Source organism: Bacillus sp. 1A, assembly GCF_052682215.1.
Genome location: NZ_JBQYLZ010000001.1, coordinates 2,611,756 through 2,637,110, shown reverse-complemented (window position 1 = coordinate 2,637,110; position 25,355 = coordinate 2,611,756). Strand labels below are relative to the sequence as shown.

Annotated in this window: 22 protein-coding genes; 2 read left to right on the top strand and 20 right to left on the bottom strand. The window is 36.3% G+C overall.

Annotated features, from left to right (window positions below):
- Positions 1 to 137: 137 nt before the first annotated feature.
- The 17 genes from sigE to panE all read right to left on the bottom strand — a co-directional run bounded on the left by sigE (position 138) and on the right by panE (position 21,693).
- Complete coding sequence (gene sigE, locus ACUN0F_RS13505) at positions 138 to 857, bottom strand: RNA polymerase sporulation sigma factor SigE (protein ID WP_000976947.1); 720 nt, start codon at positions 855 to 857, stop codon at positions 138 to 140.
- Between the two features lie 19 nt (positions 858 to 876).
- Positions 877 to 1,794 (bottom strand): sigma-E processing peptidase SpoIIGA, encoded by a 918-nt coding sequence (gene spoIIGA, locus ACUN0F_RS13500; protein ID WP_327973439.1) that lies wholly within the window; start codon positions 1,792 to 1,794, stop codon positions 877 to 879.
- Positions 1,795 to 2,108: 314 nt separating this feature from the next.
- Positions 2,109 to 3,263: a cell division protein FtsZ gene (gene ftsZ / locus ACUN0F_RS13495; protein WP_000888983.1), complete on the bottom strand. Its 1,155-nt coding sequence runs from the start codon at positions 3,261 to 3,263 to the stop codon at positions 2,109 to 2,111.
- Positions 3,264 to 3,302: 39 nt separating this feature from the next.
- Positions 3,303 to 4,610, bottom strand: coding sequence for a cell division protein FtsA (gene ftsA, locus ACUN0F_RS13490; protein ID WP_001087543.1), 1,308 nt, complete (start codon positions 4,608 to 4,610; stop codon positions 3,303 to 3,305).
- Between the two features lie 400 nt (positions 4,611 to 5,010).
- Positions 5,011 to 5,781: a cell division protein DivIB gene (gene divIB / locus ACUN0F_RS13485; RefSeq protein WP_000798232.1), complete on the bottom strand. Its 771-nt coding sequence runs from the start codon at positions 5,779 to 5,781 to the stop codon at positions 5,011 to 5,013.
- A 98-nt stretch (positions 5,782 to 5,879) separates the two neighbouring features.
- The gene (gene murB, locus ACUN0F_RS13480; protein ID WP_264460878.1) at positions 5,880 to 6,785 is read right to left on the bottom strand and encodes a UDP-N-acetylmuramate dehydrogenase; all 906 of its coding nucleotides are present in this window, start codon (positions 6,783 to 6,785) and stop codon (positions 5,880 to 5,882) included.
- Positions 6,786 to 6,846: 61 nt separating this feature from the next.
- A complete protein-coding gene (gene murG, locus ACUN0F_RS13475) occupies positions 6,847 to 7,941 on the bottom strand; it encodes an undecaprenyldiphospho-muramoylpentapeptide beta-N-acetylglucosaminyltransferase (protein ID WP_001265424.1) in 1,095 nt (364 codons plus the stop codon).
- 104 nt (positions 7,942 to 8,045) lie between these two features.
- Complete coding sequence (spoVE, locus tag ACUN0F_RS13470; protein WP_000753517.1) at positions 8,046 to 9,137, bottom strand: stage V sporulation protein E; 1,092 nt, start codon at positions 9,135 to 9,137, stop codon at positions 8,046 to 8,048.
- Positions 9,138 to 9,227: 90 nt separating this feature from the next.
- Positions 9,228 to 10,580 carry a UDP-N-acetylmuramoyl-L-alanine--D-glutamate ligase gene (gene murD, locus ACUN0F_RS13465; protein WP_264460877.1) on the bottom strand — a complete coding sequence of 451 codons (1,353 nt, stop codon included), beginning with the start codon at positions 10,578 to 10,580 and terminating at the stop codon, positions 9,228 to 9,230.
- Positions 10,581 to 11,555, bottom strand: coding sequence for a phospho-N-acetylmuramoyl-pentapeptide-transferase (gene mraY, locus ACUN0F_RS13460; RefSeq protein WP_000893058.1), 975 nt, complete (start codon positions 11,553 to 11,555; stop codon positions 10,581 to 10,583).
- Positions 11,556 to 11,577: 22 nt separating this feature from the next.
- Positions 11,578 to 13,053 carry a UDP-N-acetylmuramoyl-L-alanyl-D-glutamate--2,6-diaminopimelate ligase gene (gene murE, locus ACUN0F_RS13455; RefSeq protein WP_048546093.1) on the bottom strand — a complete coding sequence of 492 codons (1,476 nt, stop codon included), beginning with the start codon at positions 13,051 to 13,053 and terminating at the stop codon, positions 11,578 to 11,580.
- A gap of 207 nt (positions 13,054 to 13,260) precedes the next feature.
- Positions 13,261 to 15,177: a stage V sporulation protein D gene (locus ACUN0F_RS13450; protein WP_001266227.1), complete on the bottom strand. Its 1,917-nt coding sequence runs from the start codon at positions 15,175 to 15,177 to the stop codon at positions 13,261 to 13,263.
- Between the two features lie 81 nt (positions 15,178 to 15,258).
- Positions 15,259 to 17,406, bottom strand: a complete 2,148-nt coding sequence (locus ACUN0F_RS13445; protein WP_445539557.1) for a penicillin-binding protein — start codon at positions 17,404 to 17,406, stop codon at positions 15,259 to 15,261.
- Positions 17,407 to 17,427: 21 nt separating this feature from the next.
- Positions 17,428 to 17,790, bottom strand: coding sequence for a cell division protein FtsL (gene ftsL / locus ACUN0F_RS13440; protein WP_000067079.1), 363 nt, complete (start codon positions 17,788 to 17,790; stop codon positions 17,428 to 17,430).
- Positions 17,791 to 17,805: 15 nt separating this feature from the next.
- Positions 17,806 to 18,738 carry a 16S rRNA (cytosine(1402)-N(4))-methyltransferase RsmH gene (gene rsmH / locus ACUN0F_RS13435; RefSeq protein WP_000472512.1) on the bottom strand — a complete coding sequence of 311 codons (933 nt, stop codon included), beginning with the start codon at positions 18,736 to 18,738 and terminating at the stop codon, positions 17,806 to 17,808.
- Positions 18,739 to 19,106: 368 nt separating this feature from the next.
- On the bottom strand, positions 19,107 to 20,723 hold the full coding sequence (gene bshC / locus ACUN0F_RS13430) for a bacillithiol biosynthesis cysteine-adding enzyme BshC (RefSeq protein ID WP_087985076.1): 1,617 nt from the start codon (positions 20,721 to 20,723) through the stop codon (positions 19,107 to 19,109).
- A gap of 79 nt (positions 20,724 to 20,802) precedes the next feature.
- Positions 20,803 to 21,693, bottom strand: coding sequence for a 2-dehydropantoate 2-reductase (panE, locus tag ACUN0F_RS13425; RefSeq protein WP_088064312.1), 891 nt, complete (start codon positions 21,691 to 21,693; stop codon positions 20,803 to 20,805).
- 375 nt (positions 21,694 to 22,068) lie between these two features.
- On the opposite strand from panE, the gene ACUN0F_RS13420 reads away from it, so the two are divergent.
- On the top strand, positions 22,069 to 22,542 hold the full coding sequence (locus ACUN0F_RS13420) for an N-acetyltransferase (RefSeq protein ID WP_098142264.1): 474 nt from the start codon (positions 22,069 to 22,071) through the stop codon (positions 22,540 to 22,542).
- Positions 22,543 to 22,576: 34 nt separating this feature from the next.
- Here ACUN0F_RS13420 and ACUN0F_RS13415 read toward each other — a convergent pair whose 3' ends face one another.
- The 3 genes from ACUN0F_RS13415 to ACUN0F_RS13405 all read right to left on the bottom strand — a co-directional run bounded on the left by ACUN0F_RS13415 (position 22,577) and on the right by ACUN0F_RS13405 (position 23,948).
- Positions 22,577 to 23,083, bottom strand: a complete 507-nt coding sequence (locus tag ACUN0F_RS13415; RefSeq protein ID WP_106101703.1) for an RsfA family transcriptional regulator — start codon at positions 23,081 to 23,083, stop codon at positions 22,577 to 22,579.
- A 129-nt stretch (positions 23,084 to 23,212) separates the two neighbouring features.
- A complete protein-coding gene (gene rpmF, locus ACUN0F_RS13410; RefSeq protein WP_001984764.1) occupies positions 23,213 to 23,386 on the bottom strand; it encodes a 50S ribosomal protein L32 in 174 nt (57 codons plus the stop codon).
- Between the two features lie 61 nt (positions 23,387 to 23,447).
- Positions 23,448 to 23,948, bottom strand: coding sequence for a YceD family protein (locus ACUN0F_RS13405; RefSeq protein ID WP_000872150.1), 501 nt, complete (start codon positions 23,946 to 23,948; stop codon positions 23,448 to 23,450).
- Positions 23,949 to 24,101: 153 nt separating this feature from the next.
- On the opposite strand from ACUN0F_RS13405, the gene ACUN0F_RS13400 reads away from it, so the two are divergent.
- Entirely contained in the window at positions 24,102 to 25,343 is a 1,242-nt protein-coding gene (locus ACUN0F_RS13400) for a nucleotidyltransferase (protein ID WP_165775555.1), read from the top strand.
- Positions 25,344 to 25,355: the final 12 nt, after the last annotated feature.

The following is a 25,355-nucleotide window of genomic DNA, read 5'->3' as shown; positions in this document are numbered from 1 at the left end:
GTTGCTGTACAGTGTAAAGTATTTCCTTTGAAGGGGATTTTATGCATGCGGTTTTCTCTTCATTTTTCATTTTCGTTGTCTCTTCTCATACAACGAAAGAGAATAAGACCAGCCTAGATAACGGCTGGTCTTATTCTTTACACCATTTTATTAAATTCTTTTCGTAATCTTTTTATGATTCTTTTTTCTAAACGCGAAATGTATGACTGTGAAATCCCAAGCATATCCGCCACATCTTTTTGCGTCTTTTCCTCTTCTCCAGCAAGCCCAAACCGAAGTTCCATAATTTGTTTTTCACGATCATTTAATTGATGCAATGCTTTCATTAGAAGATGACGATCTACAGTAGCTTCTAAATCTTTTGTAATAATATCATCATCTGTACCTAATACATCTGATAACAAAAGTTCATTCCCATCCCAATCGATGTTAAGCGGTTCGTCAAAAGAAACTTCTGAACGATTTTTATTATTCCGACGCAAATGCATTAAAATTTCATTTTCTATACAACGTGAGGCATATGTCGCTAATTTTATTTTCTTTTCCGGATTAAATGTATTCACTGCTTTAATAAGGCCAATTGTTCCTATACTAATCAAATCTTCAATATTTATCCCTGTATTTTCAAACTTTCTTGCTATATATACAACTAAGCGTAAGTTGCGTTCAATCAGTAACGATCTTGCTGCCTGATCTCCTTTTGGCAATTTATTCAAAAGAACTTCCTCTTCTTCTTTCGTTAACGGTGGTGGCAACGCTTCACTTCCACCGATATAATAAATTTCATCGGTCTTAATTCCTAATTTCAACAATACTTTATACCAAAGGTATACTAAATAAAATTTTAATTTCATCATATTATCCCGCCTCCCATTATTAAGCAATTACCATTTTTTGCGAAATTAACATTTTCGGATGCACAATACATTGATACTCTCCATTGGTTGACAACTGTTGTGTATTTAATCCAATCAATACTTTGCTGACTACAATAGAACTACCTTCATGATAAATTTGCACACTGTCTGGCTTAATTGCCCATAAAAATTGATTCTCTACTCCTACTGCTCTGAAAGGAATTAAGCGTAATTTTGTCGCCCAGCCAGAATCATTTTCTGGTATTTGAGGAATCTCTGTTTTGGAATAAATTTGTTCTGTTAACCAAGCTGGCAAGCAATGCTCTAATGATGAAATATGCATAATCATAACGGGTGTTTTTGTTAACGGGTCGTAAAGTTGGTTCCCACTATCAATTAAACCTGCGAGTTCTAGTTCCTCTTCAGCTAATTGAATTTTCAATTTCACAATTTGGTCATAGTGTATTTTTGTAACCTCTACACTTTCAATACGCTTTTTAGAAAAATAATAAATTACTGGAAAACCAAAAACAACAAACAACCAGCTAATTGGATCACCGTAAGAAATTGATTGAGATTGAACCAATCCATTTACCATTTCATTCGTTTGCAAAAAGAAATGAGTCCCAATTAACCCTCCGCCAACCATAAAGGTTACAAAGTAAAAAGTAAAAACAGTTTGTGCATAGTTTCTAAACGTTGTAAACCCAAATGCTGTATACACAATAAGTAACGAGTACAGTAGTTTCAAAATTGGATGTGTCATCATAGAAGCAAAAGGAGTAAAGGCAAAAATAACAATGGTTGAACCTATAAATGCCCCTAACACAAGCCTCCATCTTTTGATCTTCTTTTTTAACACGGTTGCTGTTAATAAAAGTAAAAGAAAATCAATGCAGGCGTTTAACAACCAAACAACGTCGGCGTAAACAACCAAACAATTCACCTCTTTTTTTAAGTTGAGACTAGTATAATGCATATCCAATAGGAAAGTGTGTCAATTTGCGGAGGTGTTTTTTTGTTATTTTGTGCTTTCTAGACAAAATCTGTCGGTAAAAAATAAAAGTATATGTTTCATAGAATACTATATCTTTTTACTTATATATTAAGTGGAACTTTAATCACCCCGCACGAATCAGGCTGCCCAGCAAATAGCGGGATAAATCGAAATATATAAAATAAAAAAAAGACCTGCTTAGCAGATCTTTTCCCTGTATAAAACAAAAAAGGAGCATAAAAACTCCTTTTCTTTTATCGTCTACGACGGTTACGTAAGAATGCTGGAATATCGATGTCATCTGAATCTGTATGACGCTCATGCACAACCGGCTCTTCACGTTTCATTTCACGCTTAACTTCACGTTGTTTTGAAGGTTGAGCTACTTGCTGTTGCTGTTGTTGCGTGTGATTCGCAGTCGGACGGATAATTGGTTTTGGTGGCTGCGTCGAAGCACTATCATCAAAACCAGTTGCAATTACAGTTACAACGATATCATCTTTTAATCCTTCATTAATAACAGAACCGAAGATCATATTTACTTCTGGATCTGAAGCTGAAGCTACAATGTCTGCCGCTTCTTGTACTTCATATAAGCTTAAGTTAGCTCCACCCGTAATGTTCATAATAACACCTTGAGCTCCATCAATAGATGTTTCTAATAATGGACTAGAAATCGCTTTTTTCGCAGCTTCAGCAGCACGATTTTCTCCATTACCAGAACCAATACCCATTAAAGCAGAACCTCTATTAGACATAATTGTCTTTACGTCTGCGAAGTCTAAGTTAATTAAACCTGGTGTTGCAATTAAATCAGAAATACCTTGAACACCTTGACGTAATACGTTATCTGCTTCACGGAATGCTTCTAACATCGGCGTATTTTTATCAACAATCTCTAACAAGCGATCGTTTGGAATTACAATAAGCGTATCTACATTTTCTTTAAATGCCGCAATACCAGATGCTGCTTGCGTTGCACGTTTACGTCCTTCAAATGTAAATGGACGTGTCACAACACCAACTGTTAATGCACCTAATTCTTTTGCAACTTGAGCAACAACTGGAGCTGCACCAGTTCCAGTTCCGCCGCCCATACCAGCAGTTACGAAGACCATATCCGCACCACGAAGTGCTTCTTGGATCTGTTCTTTACTTTCTTCTGCAGCTTTTTTCCCTACTTCAGGGTTTGCACCTGCACCAAGTCCACGTGTTAATTTTCCACCAATTTGCATTTTTGTTTCAGCTTTTGATAGATTTAATGCTTGTGCATCAGTATTCACAGCGATAAAGTCTACACCTTGTACACCGTGTTCAATCATACGGTTTACAGCATTGTTTCCGCCACCGCCGACACCGATAACTTTTATATTCGCTAATTGATCTTGAGTAGTATCAAACTCTAACATGTCGAAATCCCCCTAGAACCTCATTTTTCGTGTCCAATTTTAATCCCATAAATAACGGAATACACGTTTTACTTTTGACATCATACGTTCATCATTTTGATTATTATTGTTTTGATTACGAGTTTTTTGTTTCGCAGGTTGCTGTTGTACCGGCGTTGGTGCTGGTGCTGGTACTGGTTCAAAATGTTCTTGCTTTTCCTGCACATTTTTCCCACGTAATTTAGCTTTTTGATAAGAATGTTTAATTAATCCTACTCCACTTGTATATTGGGGCTCACGCACACCGATATAATCAGGAGTCGCTATACGAACATTTTCATGTAAAATATCATATGCAAGATCAAGAACACCCGGCATAGAAGCAATTCCACCAGTTAGTACATAGCCAGAAGCTACTTGCTTTACTCCTAACTTACGCACTTCATCTTGAACAAACATTAAAATTTCCTCTACACGAGCCTCTATTATATCCGATAATTCCAACTGAGAATATTGTTCTGTTTGATCGCTTCCCATAATAGGAACCGTAAACATCTCTTCTTCAGATGCTGTATCATAAAAAGCATGTCCATATTTCAACTTTATTTGATCTGCATTGTCTGTTGAAGTTTTCAACCCAATCGCAATATCCTTCGTTATATGGTCTCCACCTAACGGTAATACGCTCGTCGCTTGTAACTCTCCATCTTTAAAAATAGATAAAGTTGTAGATCCTCCCCCCATATCAACAAGGGCTACTCCTCTATGTTTCTCATCTGAAGATATAGCAACTGTTGCAGCCGCTAAAGGTTGAAGACAAATATCAACTATTTCAAGACCTGCTTTTTCTACACAACGAAGTAGGTTATGTAGTAAAGTTCTCGAGCCTGTTATAAGTGTACCTTCCATTTCTAATCTTACACCGATCATCCCGCGTGGATCGTTAATCTCGTCAAGACCGTCTACGATGAACTGTCGAGGTACCACATCAATAAACTCACGCTCTGGAGCAATTGACACAACTTGTGCTGCATCTAGAACGCGTAAGACATCTTCATTCCCGATTTCACGATCTTCATTTGAAACAGCCACTACTCCGTGACAAGGAAGTAGCTGTACCTGGTTTGCATTGACACCTACTACAACTTGCTCAATGTGGATTCCCACCATGCGCTCAGCTTGTTCAATTGCTTTTTTAATTGATCGAACAGTCTCGTCTATATCAACTATCGATCCCTTCTTTAAACCATTCGATTTTACATTTCCAACACCAATAATGTTTAAGCTGTCATTAACCATTTCACCAATGATGACTTTAACATTGGATGTACCGATGTCAAGACTAACATATATTTCATTGCTGTTCATTCTTTGGCACCTCCTTCTTTATTTATACCATACAACTCAATATATGGAACAACAATCGCAACTTTACTATTTATAAGAAAAATATTCAACGTCTTTATACGTTTCCCTTTTTTAACCCTATATTTTTCTTATTTTTATTTAACATTCATTTAAGAATATCGCAGTAAACTATGAATAACTGCTTATCTTGAAATAATTCTATTTCAAGTGTAAAGATTACCGCCAAGTATAAGTCTACACTAAGATGTACTCATAGAAAAGTGAAACTTGTACCAATCCTAGTATGAATCTAAGAATTTTTACATCTTTTTCATCAAATGAACCATTCTTGTAAATTCAGATGTATTCAATAGAACGTTCGTTTCGTTTTTTCTACAGGAACGTAGTAAAAACTATCGTTCTATTCTTTTTTTTCTTCCGCTCCTAATTCTTTCGTATATGCCCCTACTTCTAAATCAATTAATACCTTTTTACCCGGTTCAATTGTTTTTAAGATAAGCGGATAAGCTTCCATACGCTTTGCGAAATTTTGAATCGTAGTGCTCACTTCGTACCCTTCGTTCATATATAAAGTAAGGTGATCTTCATTCGCATTCGTCGGTGAATAACGAATTTCAGAAATAGACCTTAAAATAGTTGGTGTTAATTTTTCAAGCTCAGCAATTAACTCCTTCATTTTTTCCTCTTTAAAAGGTTCAAAAATTGGTGCTGCAACAGGAAGTTTTCCGTTCGGAAGTACATCAAGTGTTTTCCCGTTCTCTAGTAACGGTTGTAATTTCCCATCTTTGTTTATATAACCAATCGTTAAATATTCTTCAATATGAACATCAATTTTATTTGGAAAACGTTTTTTTACATTTACTGCTTTAATTTCTTTTCGTTTCGTTAGGTTTTCTTCTGCTTTATGTGCTGTCACTCGGAAATAACTTGTATCATACGTCACACCTGATTCCTTCATCACTTGTTCATCTGTCATATAATGATTTCCAAACACACTTATCTTTTTGATATTGCTTAGCGGAGACCGAAAATAAATTAAAAAGAGCACTAATAAAAATAAAATTGATATGTATAAAATCAACCGATGATTAACATTTTTCTTGTTTTTCTTCTGTTGATTTTTTAACTTTGGTACACGATCCTGTAGTTTAATCACTTTACTATTTTTCATGTACGATCCCCCTACGTAACATAAAAAACGGCATGTTCCTCATGCCGTTCTTATCTTCTTATTATAACATAAATGATAATGAGCGGAACGAATAACCGTTATCTTCCAATGATTTCTACTTCTGTATGCATTTCTACGCCAAATTTATCCTTGATTGTTTGTTTTATTAATGCAATTAAAGATAAGACATCTTGCGCACTGGCTCCCCCAGTGTTAATAATAAAATTCCCATGCATTTCAGAAATTTGAGCTCCGCCTATTTGATAACCACGAAGCCCCGCCTTTTCTATTAAGTCTCCTGCAAAGTATGGGATTGGATTCCGAAATATGCTTCCTGCACAAGGATGATTCCACGGCTGTGTTTCACGACGGTAGTCTTTATTCTTTTGCATGACGCTTACGATTCCCTCACGCTCTCCTAACTGCAATTGAAACTCAGCTTCCAAAACAATACCAGGACGTTTCGTTTGCAATACAGAAGTACGATAGGAAAACTCCATTTCTTCATGTGTTAACCAATCAATTGTTCCGTTTTCAAACAAAATAAGAGCTTTTGATAATATGTTTGATATATCCGATTTATGTGCTCCAGCATTCATATACACTGCACCACCAACACTTCCTGGAATACCACTGGCAAATTCCAGGCCGGATAACCCTTGACGACTAAGTAAAGTTGATAATTTAATAAGGGGATACCCACCACCAACTCTTACTCTATGTTTTTCGACTTCTAAGTGCTCTAATCCTTCTCCTAAACGAATAACGACACCTTCTATACCTAGATCAGATACAAGAAGGTTCGAACCTCGACCAATTACAGTCCACTTTGTTTTATATTTTTTTACTAACTGCAACGTTTTTTCAATACTGGCAACATGCTTTGGCACAATTAAAATATCAGCTGGTCCACCTATTTTCATAGTGGTATAACGCGCTAACGCTTCATTCACTAACACGCGACCAACATTTGCTTCTATAAGCTCATTTACTAATTGCTCCATAAACAATCTCCCCCATACTAAGTATCCTTATTACAGTAGTATGCAGGGCGTTCACCTAACGTTATTTTTTTACAAGCTTATTCATTACTTCATACAGCTTATTTGCTGCATCTGGAATACCTAATTGCCCCGCAGCCAGCTTCATATTTTGTAATGTTTGTGCATCTAATAAAATCTCATCAATATCACGAATAAGCGTTTCTGCTGTTAAATCTTTTTCAAGCAACATTTTTGCTGCTCCTTTATCTACAACAGAACGTGCATTCTTTTCCTGATGGTTATTTGTTACGTAAGGACTCGGTATTAACACACTTGGCTTACCTAACGCGGTTAATTCTGCAAGTGTTGTTGCCCCCGCTCTTGAAACAACAAGATCTACACCTGTAAGTACCTCTGGCATATTATGAATGAAAGGTTTAATAATAACATTATTCGGATTCCCTTTTTGCTTCACTGCTTCCATCACTTTGTCATAATGAACTTCACCTGTTACATACAATATTTCGTAACTTTTATTTCCAAACTGTTCAATTGCCTCTACGAAAGCATCGTTAATCGGTCTAGCCCCACGACTTCCACCAAAAATAAGTACCGATTTTTTAGGAAGAGATAAACCTACTGAACGTTTTCCTTTCATTCCATTCTGATCCATTACTTCTGATGCTCTTGGATTTCCTGTCATCACCACTTTTGACTGTGGAAAATGTTCTGCAGCCGCTTCAAAACAAACCGCAACTTTATCAACATAGCGGCTTAAAAATTTATTCGTTACACCAGGTACACTATTTTGTTCATGTACAATGGTTGGAATACCTAATTTTGCTGCAGCATATACAACTGGTCCACATACATATCCACCCGTTCCAATCACAATATCCGGATTAAAACGACGAATATATCGTTTACTATCTTGTACACCCTTTAGGAAACGCATCACCGTTTTCACGTTATCTAACGATATTTTACGCTTAAATCCACTTATAACAATAGATTGAAACGGTATGCCTGCTTTTGGAACGATTGTGCTCTCTAATCCACTCTCCGTACCAATATATAAAAACCTTGCTTCCGGATTTAATTTTTTTATTTCTCTTATTAGAGCAAGAGCCGGATAAATATGACCTCCAGTGCCCCCACCACTTACTAATACACGCACTACTAACTCCTCCGCTTCTCTTTTCTTATTTCAGTCGTATTTATTTCTATATACATCATGTTTCTTCGCGCACATACGAAAAACCCTGTCTTATAAAACAGGGTTTAGTAGCGAGAATGGCGACTTATATTTAATAATACACCTACTGCCATTAACATTAATGTCAAACTTGATCCACCATAACTTAAAAACGGCAAAGTAATACCTGTTACAGGCATCAATCCTGTTACAACACCAACATTAATCATTACTTGAATCGCAATCATCGCCACAATACCTACTGCTAAAAACGTACCATATAAATCTGGCGCTCCTAAAGCTATACGAATCCCACGCCATAATAATAGACTAAATAATAATAACACAAATGAACCACCAATAAAACCTAATTCCTCGGATAAGATTGCAAATATAAAGTCTGTTTGCGGTTCAGGTAAATAAAGAAACTTTTGTCTACTTTGTCCAAGTCCAAGCCCGAATAATCCACCAGGTCCAATTGCGAGTAACGATTGAATAATTTGAAATCCACTTCCAAGCGGATCTGACCACGGATCTAAATATGATGTAATACGTTTCATTCGATACGGTGCTGATGCAATTAGCCCTACAAATCCTGCTACACCAAGCAAACCAAACATTGCAAAGTGAAAGACCCTTGCTCCCGAGATAAATATCATAATAATACATGTCCCAACCATTACCGTTCCTGTGCCAAGATCTGGCTGTAACATAATCATTCCAAAAGCAAGAAATACAAAACTAAGAGCTGGTAGTAAACCACGTTTAAAAGAGGTAATTAATTTTTGTCGTTCCGCTAAAAATTTTGCTAAAAAAATAATCATCGCAAACTTCATAAATTCTGACGGTTGAATGGAAAATGCCCCGATTCCAATCCAACTTCGCGCTCCTCCTCGAACAAGTCCTACCCCAGGAACAAGAACAAGAATAAGAAGAATGAAGCAAACTAGCAAAATTACTTTTGAATACGTACGCCACACCCAATAATCAATTTTCATAATTAAAAACATTGCCACTACACCAATACTTGCAAATAGCAATTGCCTTTTTGCAAAAAAGAATGAGTCCCCCATTTTATAAGAGGCCCAAACCGCACTCGCACTATACACCATAACCATTCCGATTGTTAACAACGCAAGTGTAACGATGATGAGAATAAAATCAGGGGTTTTCTTCATTACCCATAAACACCACCTCTTTAGGCAGAAACTTTTGCCCTATGTAACAAAACATCAGTAGGTGTTAGCCTACTGATGTTTTGATTTACTTTATATAAGTTTATGCACAGCTTGTATAAAAATGTCTCCTCTTTCTTCAAATGTTTTAAATTGATCCCAGCTTGCACATGCTGGAGAAAGAAGAATTACATCGCCATCTGTAGAATGAGCATATGCTTTCACTACCGCTTCATCTAAAGTATCGACACTTTCAATTGTATCTAATCCCGCTTTTTCTGCAGCTCTTACTAATTTTGGAGCTGTTTGTCCAAATGTCACAATTGCTTTTACATTTTTGAAATACGGAATTAAATCATCGAATTCATTTCCACGATCAAGCCCACCTGCTAATAACACAATCGGTTGTGTAAACGCAGATAAAGCTTTCTCAGTTGCTAACATATTCGTTGCTTTTGAATCATTATAAACCTTACGATTGTTAATAGTTGTTACATATTCTAAACGATGTTTTACACCTGTAAAACGTTTTAACACCGCCATAATCGCTTCATTAGAAACACCTAATAATTTTGCGATACTCATCGCTGCTAAAATATTTTCTAAATTATGTTGACCAGGTAAAACGATATCGCCTACTTCAACAACTTTTTCACCTTTAAAACAAAGAGCATTCTCTTTTATACACGCACCATCTTCAATTTCTTTCGTTGTCGAGAATAGTACTTTTTGCCCTTTACTATAAGCAGATAAAGCCATCACATCTGCATCATCTGCATTTATTACACTATAATCATTTTCTGTTTGGTTTTTAAAAATATTTGCTTTTGCTAAACCATATTCCTTCTTCGTCCCGTGATAATCTAAGTGGGCCTCAAATAAATTTAAAAACGCAGCAATTTTAGGTTGGAACAATTCTACTCCCATCAGTTGGAACGATGAAAGTTCTGTAACTACAACTTCATTTTCTTTTGCATCCTGTGCTACTTCACACGCTACAGTTCCTATGTTCCCTGCAATTACAGGATGCTTTTGTCCTTCTTTTAGCATTTCAAATGCAAGCATTGTCGTCGTCGTTTTACCGTTAGACCCCGTAATCCCAACAAATGGTGCTTCTGAAATACGATATGCTAACTCAACTTCCGTAACAATTGGAATTTGCTTCTCTTTCGCAGCAACTAATATTGGATTAGAATACGGGATTCCTGGATTTTTTACTACAAGAGAAATATTTCTCTCTAACAATTCTAAAGGATGACCACCGCATACAACGTCCATTCCTTTTGCTTGTAATTCTGCAGCAAGTACATTATCCGCTAAAGGCTTTCCGTCATTTACAATTACATTTGCCCCTAATTTTTGTAACAGCGTAGCTGCTGCATAACCACTTTTTGCAATGCCTAATACAAGAATATTTTTATTTTGAAATTCAGTTACAGTTTTCAATTACATCCACACCCCGATATAAATTCCTAACACAGCTAATAAAAATCCTACAGACCAAAATGTCACAACAACACGCCACTCTGACCAACCACATAATTCATAATGATGGTGTAATGGACTCATTTTAAAGACACGTTTTCCTGTTGTTTTAAAAGAAATGACCTGAATAATAACAGATAAAGTTTCCATTACAAATACTCCACCAATGATTACAAGTAGTAATTCTTGTTTTAATAAAATCGCTACAGCTGCAATGGCTCCACCTAAAGCTAAGGAACCTGTATCTCCCATAAACACTTTCGCTGGATTTGCATTGAATACTAAAAATCCAAGTACAGCTCCTACAACTGCCATACAGAATATCGCTACTCCAAATTGCTCTTGCGCTACTGCAATAATACTAAACGCTCCAAATGCAATAGCAGCTGTTCCTGATAATAAACCATCTAAACCGTCAGTTAAGTTAACTGCATTTGATCCACCAATAAGCATAAATAATACAAGTACAAAATACGCCCAACCTAGTTCAAACTTAACATCTGTTCCCGGAATCATGATGTATGTGTGGAACGCTTGCCCTTTTCCAATTAAAAAGAACGCAATAGCAATAACAAGCTGACCTACTAATTTTTGTTTTGATGTTAAACCAAGATTTCTCTTCTTAACTACCTTTATGTAGTCATCTAAAAATCCAATTAATCCGTAGCCAAATGTCACTAATAATAATAATGAAACCTCTGCACCTAAATGATTAAACTTAATCGCCATAATAAGTGAAGTTACCATCATAGATACATATATGACAATACCACCCATTGTAGGTGTCCCTGATTTTTTTTGATGTGACTTTGGTCCCTCATCACGAATACTCTGTCCGAACTTTAATTTCCTTAAAAATGGAATAAACAATGGCGAAAGGGCAACAGAAATTAAGAATGCTACCCCAGCCGTTACTAATAAACCTTGCTCAAGCACATGTAGTCCTCCTCTCACGTTGTTACTCTTCGTTGTTTAAACGCTCTGTAATTGCTTCTTTAGCGACTTCACGATCGTCAAAATGATGAACGTCTTTACCAATAATTTGATACGTTTCATGACCCTTACCAGCAATAATGATGATATCTTCAGCTTTCGCGTTAGCAATTGCATGGTATATCGCTTCTTTTCTATCAATAATTACTTCATAATTATTCCCATTTGCACCCTGCACCATATCATCTAAAATAGCCCCTGGCTCTTCACTTCTTGGATTATCTGAAGTGTAAATTGCATGAGTTGCATATTTTGTTGCAACACTTGCCATGATTGGTCTCTTTGTTCGATCTCTATCTCCACCACAACCGACGATGCAATATACATCGCCTTTTGCAAACTGTTTTGCTGTTTTTAATACATTCTCTAAGCTATCTGGTGTATGTGCATAATCAACAATAACTGTATAATTTTGTCCACCATCAACTACTTCAAAACGTCCTGGAACTCCAGCTAGTTGCTTTATTACATCAATAACCGTTTCTAAACTTACACCAGAAACAAGTCCTGCCGCTGTTGCCGCTAGTACGTTATATACATTAAATTTCCCAATCAATTTCATCGTAACATTTACACTTTCATACGGTGTTACAAGCGTAAATGTAGTTCCAGCACTCGTCATAACGATATCTTTGGCCATAATATCACTTGTTGTATCAATTCCATACGTTACAACAGTTGCCGCAGTACTTCTCATATATTCCGCAGTTACAGCATCATCGTTATTCAGTACCGCGTACTTTTCACGATCATGGTTATAACTATTGCCAAGTTGTGCAAATAGCAACCCTTTTGCATGTTTATATTCTTCCATCGTTTTATGGTAGTCTAAATGATCTTGTGTTAAATTTGTAAACACTGCTACATCGTAATCACATCCGTGTACACGACCAAGATCTAAAGCATGTGACGAAACTTCCATTACTGTACTATCTACACCGTGCTCAACCATTTTTAAAAATGTCTGTTGAAGTGTTAGTGCATCTGGTGTTGTATTTTTCACCTCAAATGTTTCATCACCGATTTTCATATTAATCGTTCCAATTAACCCCGTTTTATGACCATGTGCGCGCATAATCTCATCCATAATATGCGATGTTGTTGTCTTTCCATTTGTACCTGTAATTCCGATTAAATGTAACTTGTGTGTTGGTTGACCATAAAAATAATCAGCTAAAACCGCTAACGAACGAAAAGTGTTTTTCACAAGTACAACTGGAACGTCAACATCAATTGGTCTTTCCGCAACAATAGCAGCCGCTCCTTGTGCCGCTGCTTGCTTAGCAAAATCATGGCTATCAACCGTATATCCTTTCATACATACAAATAAGCTTCCCTCTTTCACTTTACGTGAATCAGCTTCTATAGATGTGATTTCTGGATTTTCTTTTGGAACAACTGGAAAATCATGCAAACATGATAAAAGTGTATGCAACTTCATTTCACTAAACCCTCTCTACATTGTGTATTTATCTCTTTTTTAATAAGCAACACGTTACCTCCTAAATATGTAAAATAGGAGGTAAGTGCTACTGTGTCTAATAAATAGACTTATTTATAATTGAGGCTCTTACAGCCTCAATTTAAGTAACTCTTCTATAAAGAACTCACTTCCACCAATTGTACCATAAAACGTACTAGGTTACCTTTAATTCCCGAAGTAAATTCTAATTTTTGAGCCTTCTTTCACTTTAGCTCCTGCTTCTGGGGATTGTTTAATTACTTTCTCTCCGTCTCCACTTATATCAAGCTTCAAATCGACGAGTTGTGTCTGTAAGTCTTTCTTTTTCATACCAATTAAATTCGGAACTTCCACAGTTGGTGTATCGCCCCATTTATATTCTCTCTCAACTTGTTCTTTTCTCGGTTTCACTCCCATAACAGGAAGTGCATCCCGAAGAATATTCCCAACAATTGGAGCTGCTACTACTCCACCAAATTGCGTTACACCTTTCGGATTATCAACAGCAACATAGACAACAATTTCCGGATCATCCGCTGGAGCAAAACCGATAAAAGATACTATATAATTATTCTCTAAATATTTACCATCTTTCACCTTTTGGGCCGTACCTGTTTTTCCACCTACACGATACCCATCAATGAAAGCACCTTTACCAGATCCCTTTGCTACAACATTCTCTAATGCATACCGAACTTTTTCTGAAGTTTCCTTGGAAATAACTTTTCTTTTTTCCACAGGTGTCTTTTTACTTACAACTTGATTATTTTTCGGATCAATAAATTCCTTAGCTATATACGGTTGATACAATGTCCCACCATTTACAGCCGCTGCTACTGCCGCTACTTGTTGAATTGGTGTTACAGAAACCCCTTGACCAAATGAAGTAGTTGCTTGCTCTACTGGACCAACTTTATCTAAATTAAATAAGATCCCACTACCTTCACCTTGCAAATCAATTCCAGTTTTCTGTCCAAAGCCGAAATTACGAATGTATTTAAACAATCGGTCTTTACCAAGACGATCACCAAGTTCGATAAATCCTGGGTTACAAGAGTTTTGAACTACTTCTAAAAACGTTTGGCTACCATGGCCTCCCGCTTTCCAGCATTTCAATCTAGCTCCACCCACTTCAGCTGCTCCATCATCATAAAACGTATCTTTCTCTAAGTCTACTAAATTTTCATTCAAGGCTGCTGCTAACGTAATGATCTTAAATGTTGAACCAGGCTCATACGTACTCCATACAGGTAAATTTCTATTATACACTTCTGGAGAAACACTTTGAAAATCTGCTGGATCAAAGCTCGGCCGACTCGACATACCTAAAATTTCACCATTTTTCGGATTCATTGCAATCGCAATCATACCATCTGGATTATATGTCGACTCTGCAATATTCATTTCTCTTTCCATAATTCTATTAATACGTGCATCAATTGTTAAACCTAAATTCAAACCAGCTTCTGGTTTTTTGAAATCATCACCAACATTAGGCATCCTTTGTCCTTTTGCATCTGCAAAAAAACGCACATGACCTTCATCACCATTTAGCTCTTTATCATAATATTTTTCCAGTCCCATAAGACCTTGGTTATCACTACCTGCAAACCCTAATACGTGTGATAAAAAGTTGCCAAATGGATAGTACCGGATAGAGTCCTCTGCGATATAAACACCTTTCAAACTTAATCCTCGTACCTCTTTCGCTTTATCATGTGATATTTTCCTTCCGCCTTTATCTAACCTTACAATTGATTCTTTTTTTGTAATTCTCTTATAAATCTCATCTTTTTCCACACCTAATACTGCAGCTAACTTCTCTGCAGTCTCTGCTGGTTTTTCAATTTGCCTCGGTACAACAAAGACAGTTGGAGCACTTTTATTCGTAGCAAGTTCCACACCATTTCGGTCTAAAATTTTCCCACGTTCAGGTTCAAAAGTAATATTTCGACTCCATGAATCCTTCGCACGATCCGTTAACATATTGCCAAGAAAAAATTGCACATATCCAAGACGAATATCGATGATAGTGAAAATAAGTATACCTGATATGAGTATAAAAATAAGTCGTTTTCTAACCGTTACATTTGATACACGCATATTGGAACAAGCCTCCCTTACGCCTAGCTTGTTCCAATATATGCTTGTACTTATTTAATTAGAACTTCTTCTCTTTTACCATTACTGTTTTTCTGCTTCTTGTTGTGGTTCAAGTGGCGGTACAAGTGTTACACCTAACTCTGTACCAGGTTGCAACAATGTTCCTTCTGCTACACTTTGTTCAGTGACGTATCCGGTACCAGTAGGTTTTAAGTTTAGCTTTAATGTTTTTGCTAAATTCATAACATCACGCAGTGCCCAGCCTTGTATATTTGGCATTGTAGGTTTATCTCCTACTAAGAAGACTCGATCACCTTTTAATGTTTGCTCAGTCGCTTTTGGCACTTGTTGCTGCACTTTCCCCTCACCTAATACGATTGGACGAAGTTTTGCTTTATCAATTGCTTTTTTCGCTTCTTCCATCGTTTTCCCGGTTACATCTGGAACGACAGTTTGCTGCTCTTTCACATATTTCTTCGGATCTTTCACTTCATTAGGCTTAATCTTTAAATACTCTAAACTATTCTTCGTTACATATTTAAAAATATCAGCTAAAGGTTGTGCGCCACTCTCATCATCTTTCAATTTCGGTTGTTTAACAGCTACATATACAACAAGTTGCGGATCATCCATAGGTGCCATACCTAAGAACGAGAATATATAATTCTCTCTCCCTGTCATATAGCCACCTTTTCCATCCGGAATTTGGGCTGTTCCTGTTTTACCACCAACTGAATAACCATCGACTTTATAAGCGGTTCCTGTTCCTTTCGGCGATGTAACAACACGTTCTAATAACTGTCTTACTTGCGCTGCTGTTTCTTTCGTAACAGGTTTTCCCACTTCTTCTGGCTTATGTTCTAATTTTACTTCCCCTGTTATTGGATTTACAATTTTATCAACTGTATAAGGCTTCATCATTTTTCCGTCATTTGCAATAGCAGTTGCAGCTTGCACAAGCTGAATTGGTGTTACAGTAGAACCTTGTCCAAAAGCTGTTGTTACTTGCTGTATTTGCTGATCGAATATAATTGTATTTGAACCTTCACCAGGTAAATCAATCTTCGTTTTTTCATCTAATCCAAAACTATGAATATATTTTCGGAATCGTTCTGGTCCAAGTTTTTGATCCCCTAAAATTGCAAACGCTACGTTGGAAGAGCGCTCTACCCCTTCATCAAATGTGATAGATCCCCATCCAGCGCCACCGTTATGATCTTTTATTTTTCGGTTTCCGACTTGATATGTACCAGACTGATAATAATCTTGTCCTTTGTACACACCTTCATTAATAGCTGCTGCTAGCGTGAAAATTTTCATTGTTGATCCAGGTTCAAATGCATTTGCAATTGCGTCATTATAAAAATATTTAATATCCTCTCGGTTCGGATCATAACTAGGTTTAGTAGACATTCCTAATATTTTCCCTGTTTTTGGATCCGCAACAATCCCTATTAAGCTTTCTGGTTCATAATGTTTACTCGCTTCTTTCATTGCGTCTTCTAAAAAACTTTGAATACGCTGGTCAAGCGTTAAATATACATTATCTCCATTTTTAGGTGCCTTTACATTCACTTTTCCGCCGTCAAGAGATACGCCTCTACGATCGCCTGTATAAGCTACTTCTCCGTTAGAAGCTCCTAAATACTTATCCAAACTCTTTTCTAAACCAAATTGTCCTATAGCAATCCCCTTATCATCAGGTCTCGCATGACCTACGACATAAGATGCGAAATCACCGTTTGGATATACTCTGGCATTTTCAGTAATAAAAGATATGCCTGGCAATTTTAATGCTTCTATTTGATCTTTCTGTTCTTTCGTCAAGCCCTTACCTAATTTCCCGAATTCCACTTGACTTTTATCTTTATTTAACGCAGCTAAAATATCCTCTTCGCCTTTTCCAAGTACTCCTGCAATTTTCTTTGCAGTGTCCTCTTTATTCTCAACCGGCTTCGCACCTTTTAATTCCGCTACAAGTTTATAAGAGTTTGCATCTTGCGCTAATACATGACCATTTTGGTCATAAATCGTTCCTCGATTTGCTTCGAGAACTCCTGCTTTACTATGTTTTTGCTGAGCGAGTTTATCCAAATCTTGATTATGCACTGTTCCTGTTGCTTGTATGTAAAAAAATCGGGCTAATAATAGCAAAAAGAGCAGGAGGAATAAAATCATAAAATACCCTGCTCCCTTATTGGTATGAAATTTAGTCATATTTCTCTTCATTTTCCCTTCACACCTATTGCCTTATTTGAGGCCCTTCACATTATTCGCATTAATTTCTAGCCCGTGTTTTTTTGCAACTTCAGCGATTCGTTCATAGCGACTTAACTTCTCTACTTCAGCCTGTAACTCTTGATTTTCTTTTTGCTGCTGTACAATTTTTTGTTCTATCGTCGCTGCTTCTACATTAACTTGATAAAGGCCTGCTTTATTTCCAATAAACGCTACACAGGCATACAATAAAAAGCCAATAAATGCTACATACAACAGTTTTTCGATTCTTGTAATCTTCGCTTTAGCTTTTGGCTGAACCATCTGCTGTGGGGGCGTTTGAATCTGTATCTCTTCTTGCGCTTGTTGTTTGTACTTTACAGCTAAGTTACTCATACCTCTCTCCCCTTTTTATCGTTTTTCAGCGATTCTCAATTTCGCAGAACGCGCTCGATTATTTTCTTCTAACTCTATATCAGAAGGTAAAATCGGTTTTCTCGTAATAAGCTTTAATTTTGGCTTAAATTCATCAGGAATAATCGGTAATCCTGGTGGCAATTGTGGCGTTGTGCTATTTCGTTTAAACGTCGTTTTACAAATACGGTCTTCTAAAGAATGGAATGTTATAACACTAACTCTTCCGCCCGGCTTGACCATCTCAATTGCAGATTCCAACGCTTCTTCAAATACTTTCAATTCATCATTTACCGCAATACGGATTGCTTGGAACACTCGCTTCGCAGGGTGTCCACCCGTTCTACGAGCAGGAGCTGGAATACCCTCTTTAATTAGTTCTACTAATTCTCCTGTCGTTTCAATAGCTTTATTCTCACGATACGCTTCAATTTTCCTTACTATTTGTTTTGAAAATTTCTCTTCACCATACTGGAAGAAAATTCTTACAAGTTGCTCATATGACCAGCTATTTACAACATCATATGCTGTTAATGGGGCATCTTGATCCATTCGCATATCTAACGGTGCATCATGATGATAACTAAAGCCACGCTCTGGTGTATCTAATTGCGGGGATGAAACACCTAAATCAAATAAAATACCATCTACTTCTGTTATACCTAATTCCTGTAGTTTTTCAGATAAATAACGGAAATTACTTTTTACTGTTATGAACTGCTCACCGTATGAAGAGAATCTTTCTTTCGCATTTTGAATCGCTATCTCATCTTGATCAAACGCGATTAATCTTCCACCTTCAGTTAATTGGGATAATAAATAAGAACTATGTCCTCCTCCCCCCAGTGTACAATCTACATATGTACCACCTGGCTTTATATCTAAGCCGTCTACTGTTTCCTTCAAAAGCACTGTTACGTGTTTAAACATTGTTGCACCTACTCTTTTTCCAATTAATTATGTTGAATGCATCTCCTCCTCCAAACGCATATTTCACGATTAGAGAACGAAATACTATGAAAGAACGACTCATTTAACTTGCCTACAAAGGCAGCATACTATACAAATCGCTATTTTCTTTTATTATATACTAAATTTTATCATCTTTTGCGGGAATTTAAATAAAAAACTGTCGAAAAAGATGATAATACGTTTACATTTTGTGCTATTTTGTCATATATTTAAGTATCCTGCATAATTACGATATTCACTTTTTTAAAATTGATAATTCAGAAAAATTTCACTTCACAGTAAATTCAACAAGACAAAAATAAAATCCTGCTCCTAAGAGCAAGATTCTATAGTTTTATAACATGATGTTTTCCGTCCCAAGAAAACGGTTTTTCCATTACACGATCAACGAAATCCAAACCAAACTGATTTAAATAGTAACATACATTCCACACACGCTCTTGCGGCGCCCCTAATGGACGAAGTGCAAATTGTATGCGACGGAATTTATTTAGCTGTACTTCATGTTTTTTCTCAACATTTCTTTTCAACATTCTTTCCAACAGTTCAATTTGTTCATTAATTTTGAATTCATTTTTCCCTGCAAACGCACTTAATCCAGGATCTATTTTCTTCACAAACTGTTGTAATGACGTATGGATATCAATTATTTCTTTTTTCGCCTCTACAAATCGATCATCTATCGGTTCCTCTATTTGATTAGATAACCAGTTTTCACGCAACTTATCTACGTTATTTAAAAACGGATCACTGTCTTGCAATTGCAAATCGTATAAATCTGTCGCTATATCCCTCTCTACATAAGTGATTGTAATACGCGGAACGACAGGCGGCATTTGGAAACCAATCGTATGGAAAACTTGTTGCAATTCACTCCAGTAAGCTAATTCCCCTGGTCCTCCAATAAACGCGAGCGTAGGAAATAGATACTCTTGCATAAGAGGGCGCGTTACAACATTATTACTAAAGCGTTCCGGACTTCTTTCCATCTCTTCCATCAATTCCTCATATGAAAAGGAATACGCTCCATCCTTCCCTACAAACTTCCCTTGATCGTCTTCAAGTAATACTCGTTCATTATCAATTTCCATGAATATATGTACTGCATTATACTTTGTTTCAATAATCGGTTTATATCCTAATTCTTTAATTATTTCCTGTTGGTTATGAAGCCCCTCTTGCACTTCTTTATACTTACCTATAATTTGCTTAAAAAACGGCACTTCTAATTTTCTTAATTCAGGATGATGCGAATCAACAAGAATTAAACCAGAATTAACGAACATTTTCATAATAAGATGGGCAAAGAAATCTACATACGTATTCGATTTCCCCAAAGAATCATCAATAAATTGCAGTACATCCTTTGTAAAATTCGTTTCAGGGTATGTTTTGAAAATTTCTTCAATCCACTTTCTACAGTCTTCCAAAGAAAGCTCGGACTCTGAAGCACTCGCCACTTTCGGATTACGGTCATGAAAAATAGTCTTTTTTATTTTTTTATTCTTCGTTACAAAAGTATGATTAATTTCATCCATATCATGGTCTTCACCAGCAATCCAGAAAACAGGAACGACTTTAACACCTAAACTTTCTTCCTTTTCCCTCGCAAGCTGTAAAACTGAAATAATTTTATGAATTGTATAAAGTGGTCCAGTTAATAACCCAGCTTGTTGTCCAGCTATAACAACATATGTATTTTCATCTCCAAGCGCTTTTACATTTTGAATCGTAGCTTCTCCCGCTTGTAATTTTGTATTATATTCTAATAAATGCGCTACTAAACCTTGGCGGAAAAACTCCCTCTCACGCAAATCATGTACACGCTGTTTAAAAGCATCTTCTGTTAACATATAGTCAAAACACGACTGTATCTCTTTTTTACCGTTCATATAGTCCGCTACAACACCTTGTTGCGGAACAGAGATTTCTTTTATCTCCATATAATTCTTCCTTTCGTATCCTGTTCTCTCACCAATCCACATTGTAGTCAATGTTGCACGTAAAAGCAAAGAATTACACTTATTCTTTTACTTCTAATCCTTTTATTGCATCGAACAAAAATTGCAGTGTCGGAACAGATCGTTGCTGTTTCTTAGCTTCTTCTAATACATATCCAACAATCGCACCGATTTCCGTTTGTCTATTTGCCCTTACATCTGCCAGCATAGATGATGTATTACGAGACGTTCTTTCACATACGTGACGTACCATTTTCCATACCATTTCTTTTTCTTCTTTAACAAGAAAAACGACTTCCTGAAAAACTTGCTCCATCAATCGATAAAAAAACGGGTTCGTAATCAACTCTCCGTTCTGGACTTGTAATAATGCTGTCAATGGATTGATACATACATTAACTACTAATTTTTTGTGCATGACATCCTTCCAATCATCTTCTATTTGAATCGGAAAATGAGGAAATGGAAAGCAATTAAATATTTTTTCAAAATGTATAGACTGGCCGTGCACGATTCCAAACTTCGTTACACCTATCCCCGTATGATAAACGATATGTCTTTCTTCTTTTTTTGCACCATGCTCTACAATCCCAACCGCAATATTTTCATTCCTTATTTGCTGCATAGCATGAAGGTGCGACATTCCGTTTTGCAAAAAGATTAATGAGGATTCCCCTCGCACAAAAGGTAGTATGTCAGTTATATGATATTGCTTAACAGCAATAAATATATAGTCTAGCTTCTGGTCTAGCATACTTTCTATTGGTAAAGCAGGTGGGAATACGGTTTCACGTTTTTCCTCCCTCATACAAGTTACACCCGTTCTATTCAATTCCTCAGCCTGTTTAGCTGTCCTTGTAAACAACGTAACATCTTGATTACTTTTTTGTAAATAAAATGCATATAACAGACCGATAGCTCCTGGTCCCACAACTCCGATTTTCATTTTCACACAAGGAACTCATATAAATACGTTACACAAGTCCCTTTTCCCTCCCCCTTTTTATCCCGCAAACGCCTGATTGGTGCGGAATCATAATTAACTAAAGGTGAACAAATCCCAATGATTACAGTTTCACTTTACCTTTCTCAATTCCATGAACATAGTTTACAATTTCATTACTCTTTAACAAACAAATGCAACCTCTACTTTCAATATGTATATACTACCTATTAATATGTTTCTACTCTTAGTTTAGCAAATCCTCAAAAAAATAATAAAAGAAATATACTATCTTCTTCATAAAAATAAAAAAATGAGTTATAATATTATTGTAAATATTTTTACTTTTCTGCATTCAACGAGACAAGAAAAGGATGTGATGTTATGGGATTCCCAAAAGTTGAGCGCTTGCTCATCAATTATAAAACATTAGACGAATTTAAAAAATTTAAAGGTTGCGGAGCTCAAGAACTATCCATGTTAGAAGAATTACAGGCAAACATTATTGAAAACGATAGTGAATCTCCATTTTACGGTATTTATTATGGCGGATCACTAATTGCACGTATGAGTCTATATATGAAAAGGAACGGCGGAGAACCATTCGAAATTACAGGTACTTACCTAGAACTCTATAAACTTGAAGTGTTACCAACTTTCCAAAAACAAGGATTCGGAGAAATGCTTGTAAATTATGCGAAGGGGCTACAGTTCCCAATTAAAACGATCGCACGTATCCATTCAGCTGGTTTTTGGGATAAATTAAATTTCCAGCCTGTATCAGTACCTGATGGTGATTTTTATGTTTGGAACCCAGAAATAAATTTGAATACGGTTACAAACGAAGAGTCTGCATAAGAAATAAAAAAACAGCTACATAGCAGCTGTTTTTTTATTTCTTTAACTTTTCTAATTTCCCATTCGAACGAGCGCTATTTCTTTCCGCTACCATTACACTTCTTTTTTGATCGATATAATCAAGCAATGTTCTATACTCTTCCTCATATACTGATAATCGCTCCAAAAGACTCTCTCTCTCTGTTTGTAACGATTCAATTTGCTGTTGCAACAACATTAAAGAGTTTTCATCTTTATAATTTTGCAAGAAATCAATAACATCATTCAATGTAATTGACGTAGGCTCTACTACCTTTGTCTCTTTTACTTCATAATTTTCTACTTTACGTAGTTGCTTCGCTTCTTCAATACGTTCTTTGTATTGCTTTCTAACGTAAGAATTCCATCTAAAGCCACATGCTGCTGGTGTACGAGATAAATGTCTTCCCACTTCTTTAAAGGCAGATAATTGCGTTCCACCTTCTCGAATATGCCGGAGTACTACTTCTGCCAGAAGCAAATCTTCATCATCAGTCCAAGCATCTTGTCTTGTTGTCGCCATCTCTCTAGTCCTCCCTATGCATTTTTTATTAAGCATATGCAGTTACTAGAAAAGATAGAATACAACAAATAAAGAATAAGACAAAAAAAATAAACGCAGAAGATATCTTCTACGTTTATTTTCCCGCAATTACTTGCTGATTACTTCTTTACCTTTGTAAGTACCGCATGCTTTACATACACGGTGAGCTAATTTCGCTTCACCACAGCTTGGGCACTCTACCATACCAGGTACTGATAATTTGAAATGCGTACGACGCTTTCTTTTTACTGTTTTAGAAGTTCTTCTAAAAGGTACAGCCATTCTTCCCACCTCCTTAAAAGAAATAGTTATTTTCATATGAAGGCCTAAACCAGTCTTCCGATTATTTGTCAAAAAACTTTGCAAGTCCTGCTAATCGTGGATCAACAGTCTTTTCTTTGTTTTCTTCCGAAATCACTTGCCAGTCTTGACCTTGCATCGGTGCTCCACCAGAAACATCATCACTGAAAATTTGCATTGGAATCTCCAAAAGTATATTTTCCTTGATTACGGGCAGTAAGTCAAGTACTTCTCCTTCTAAACAATGAATTTCAGCTTCAGTTTCAAATTCTTCTTGTGAAGTTTGGAACACCTCAGTTGTTTTAATGTCAAATGGTAATGTCACATCTACTAAAGAGCGAGAACATGGTAAAACCATGCTTCCAGTTATATGTAGATGGAACGTAAACTTACCGGAGCCAAAATCAACTCTTCCTGTTACATGAGCAGGATTAATTTCACGAATATCTTTCTCGACCTCTTGTAGCTCACTTACATCTACCATCTCATCCAATGTCAATCCTTTATTTCTCAATTTATTCAATTGATGGATGGACCATTTCATATCATATCACCTCAAGGCAACAAACAAAATTATAGCTAGCCATTTTATATTTGTCAATGTTTTTTCTTTACACTATAATGAAGTCATCATAGTAAATAATATATAGAGTATCACGTTTTTGAAAAAGATGCTACATCGAAAGGAGAGATTACCATAAAAGCCAGTGGTATTGTTGTTGAATATAACCCTTTTCATAACGGTCATGATTATCATGTGCAACAAACAAAAAAGTTAACACACGCCGATATTACAATCGCTGTTATGAGTGGCCCTTTTTTACAGCGTGGTGAGCCAGCACTCATATCCAAATGGTATCGTACCAAAATGGCCTTATCATGCGGTGTAGACCTTGTTGTAGAGCTTCCATACGCCTTCTCAACACAAAAGGCTGAAACCTTTGCAAATGGCGCTATTTCTATTTTAAACGCCCTGCGTGTTTCTGAAATTTGTTTCGGTAGTGAAGATGGGCAGATTGAAAATTTTCATAACACCATCTCTGTGCAAAAAAATGAAGAAGATACTTTTAATCGTCTTGTAAAGCAATTTATGAATGCAGGTAACAGTTACGCAAAAGCTACATCTGAAGCCTTCCTACACATTTTACCATCCGAAAAAAACATAGACATGTCACAACCGAATAACATATTAGGATTCCAATACATGAAATCAATTTTCTTACAAAATAGTTCTATGCAAGCACAAACGATAAAAAGATTCGCATCTCATTATCATGATGAAACATTTAGCGACCAACATATTGCAAGCGCAACTAGTATTCGTAAAAAACTTTTTAGCGAAAATAGTTCTTTTACAGAAATTGAGCCTTTTATCCCAAAAGCGACTGCTTCTCTTTTAGCAAGTTACAAACAAAACTACGGGATATTACATAATTGGGAACAATACTTTTCATTTTTCAAATACAAACTCATGACGATGTCTCCAGAAGACTTACGACATATATATGAAATAGAAGAAGGTTTAGAGCATCGTATTTTATCAAAAATACAAAACAGTTCCTCCTTCCATTCATTCATGGAAGCATTAAAAACGAAGCGTTATACATGGACTAGATTACAAAGAGCTTGTACACACATTTTAACAAATACAACAAAAGAAGAAATACATAGCGCAAATATAGAGCAGCACGCACCGTACATTCGTCTACTAGGCATGTCACAAAAAGGACAAACTTACCTTTCAAAAAACAAGAAAAAAATAGAACTTCCCATCCTTACCCATACAAAAACATTTGACCATCCTACTTTACACATAGAGCGAAAAGCCAATTCTGTATATTTCTCCATCATGCAAGAACCATTACGAACACAACTACTAAAACAAGATGCAACACACCATCCAATTCGTTATGATGAAACAACTGCAAAATTTCTATAAAAAACCTCTCTT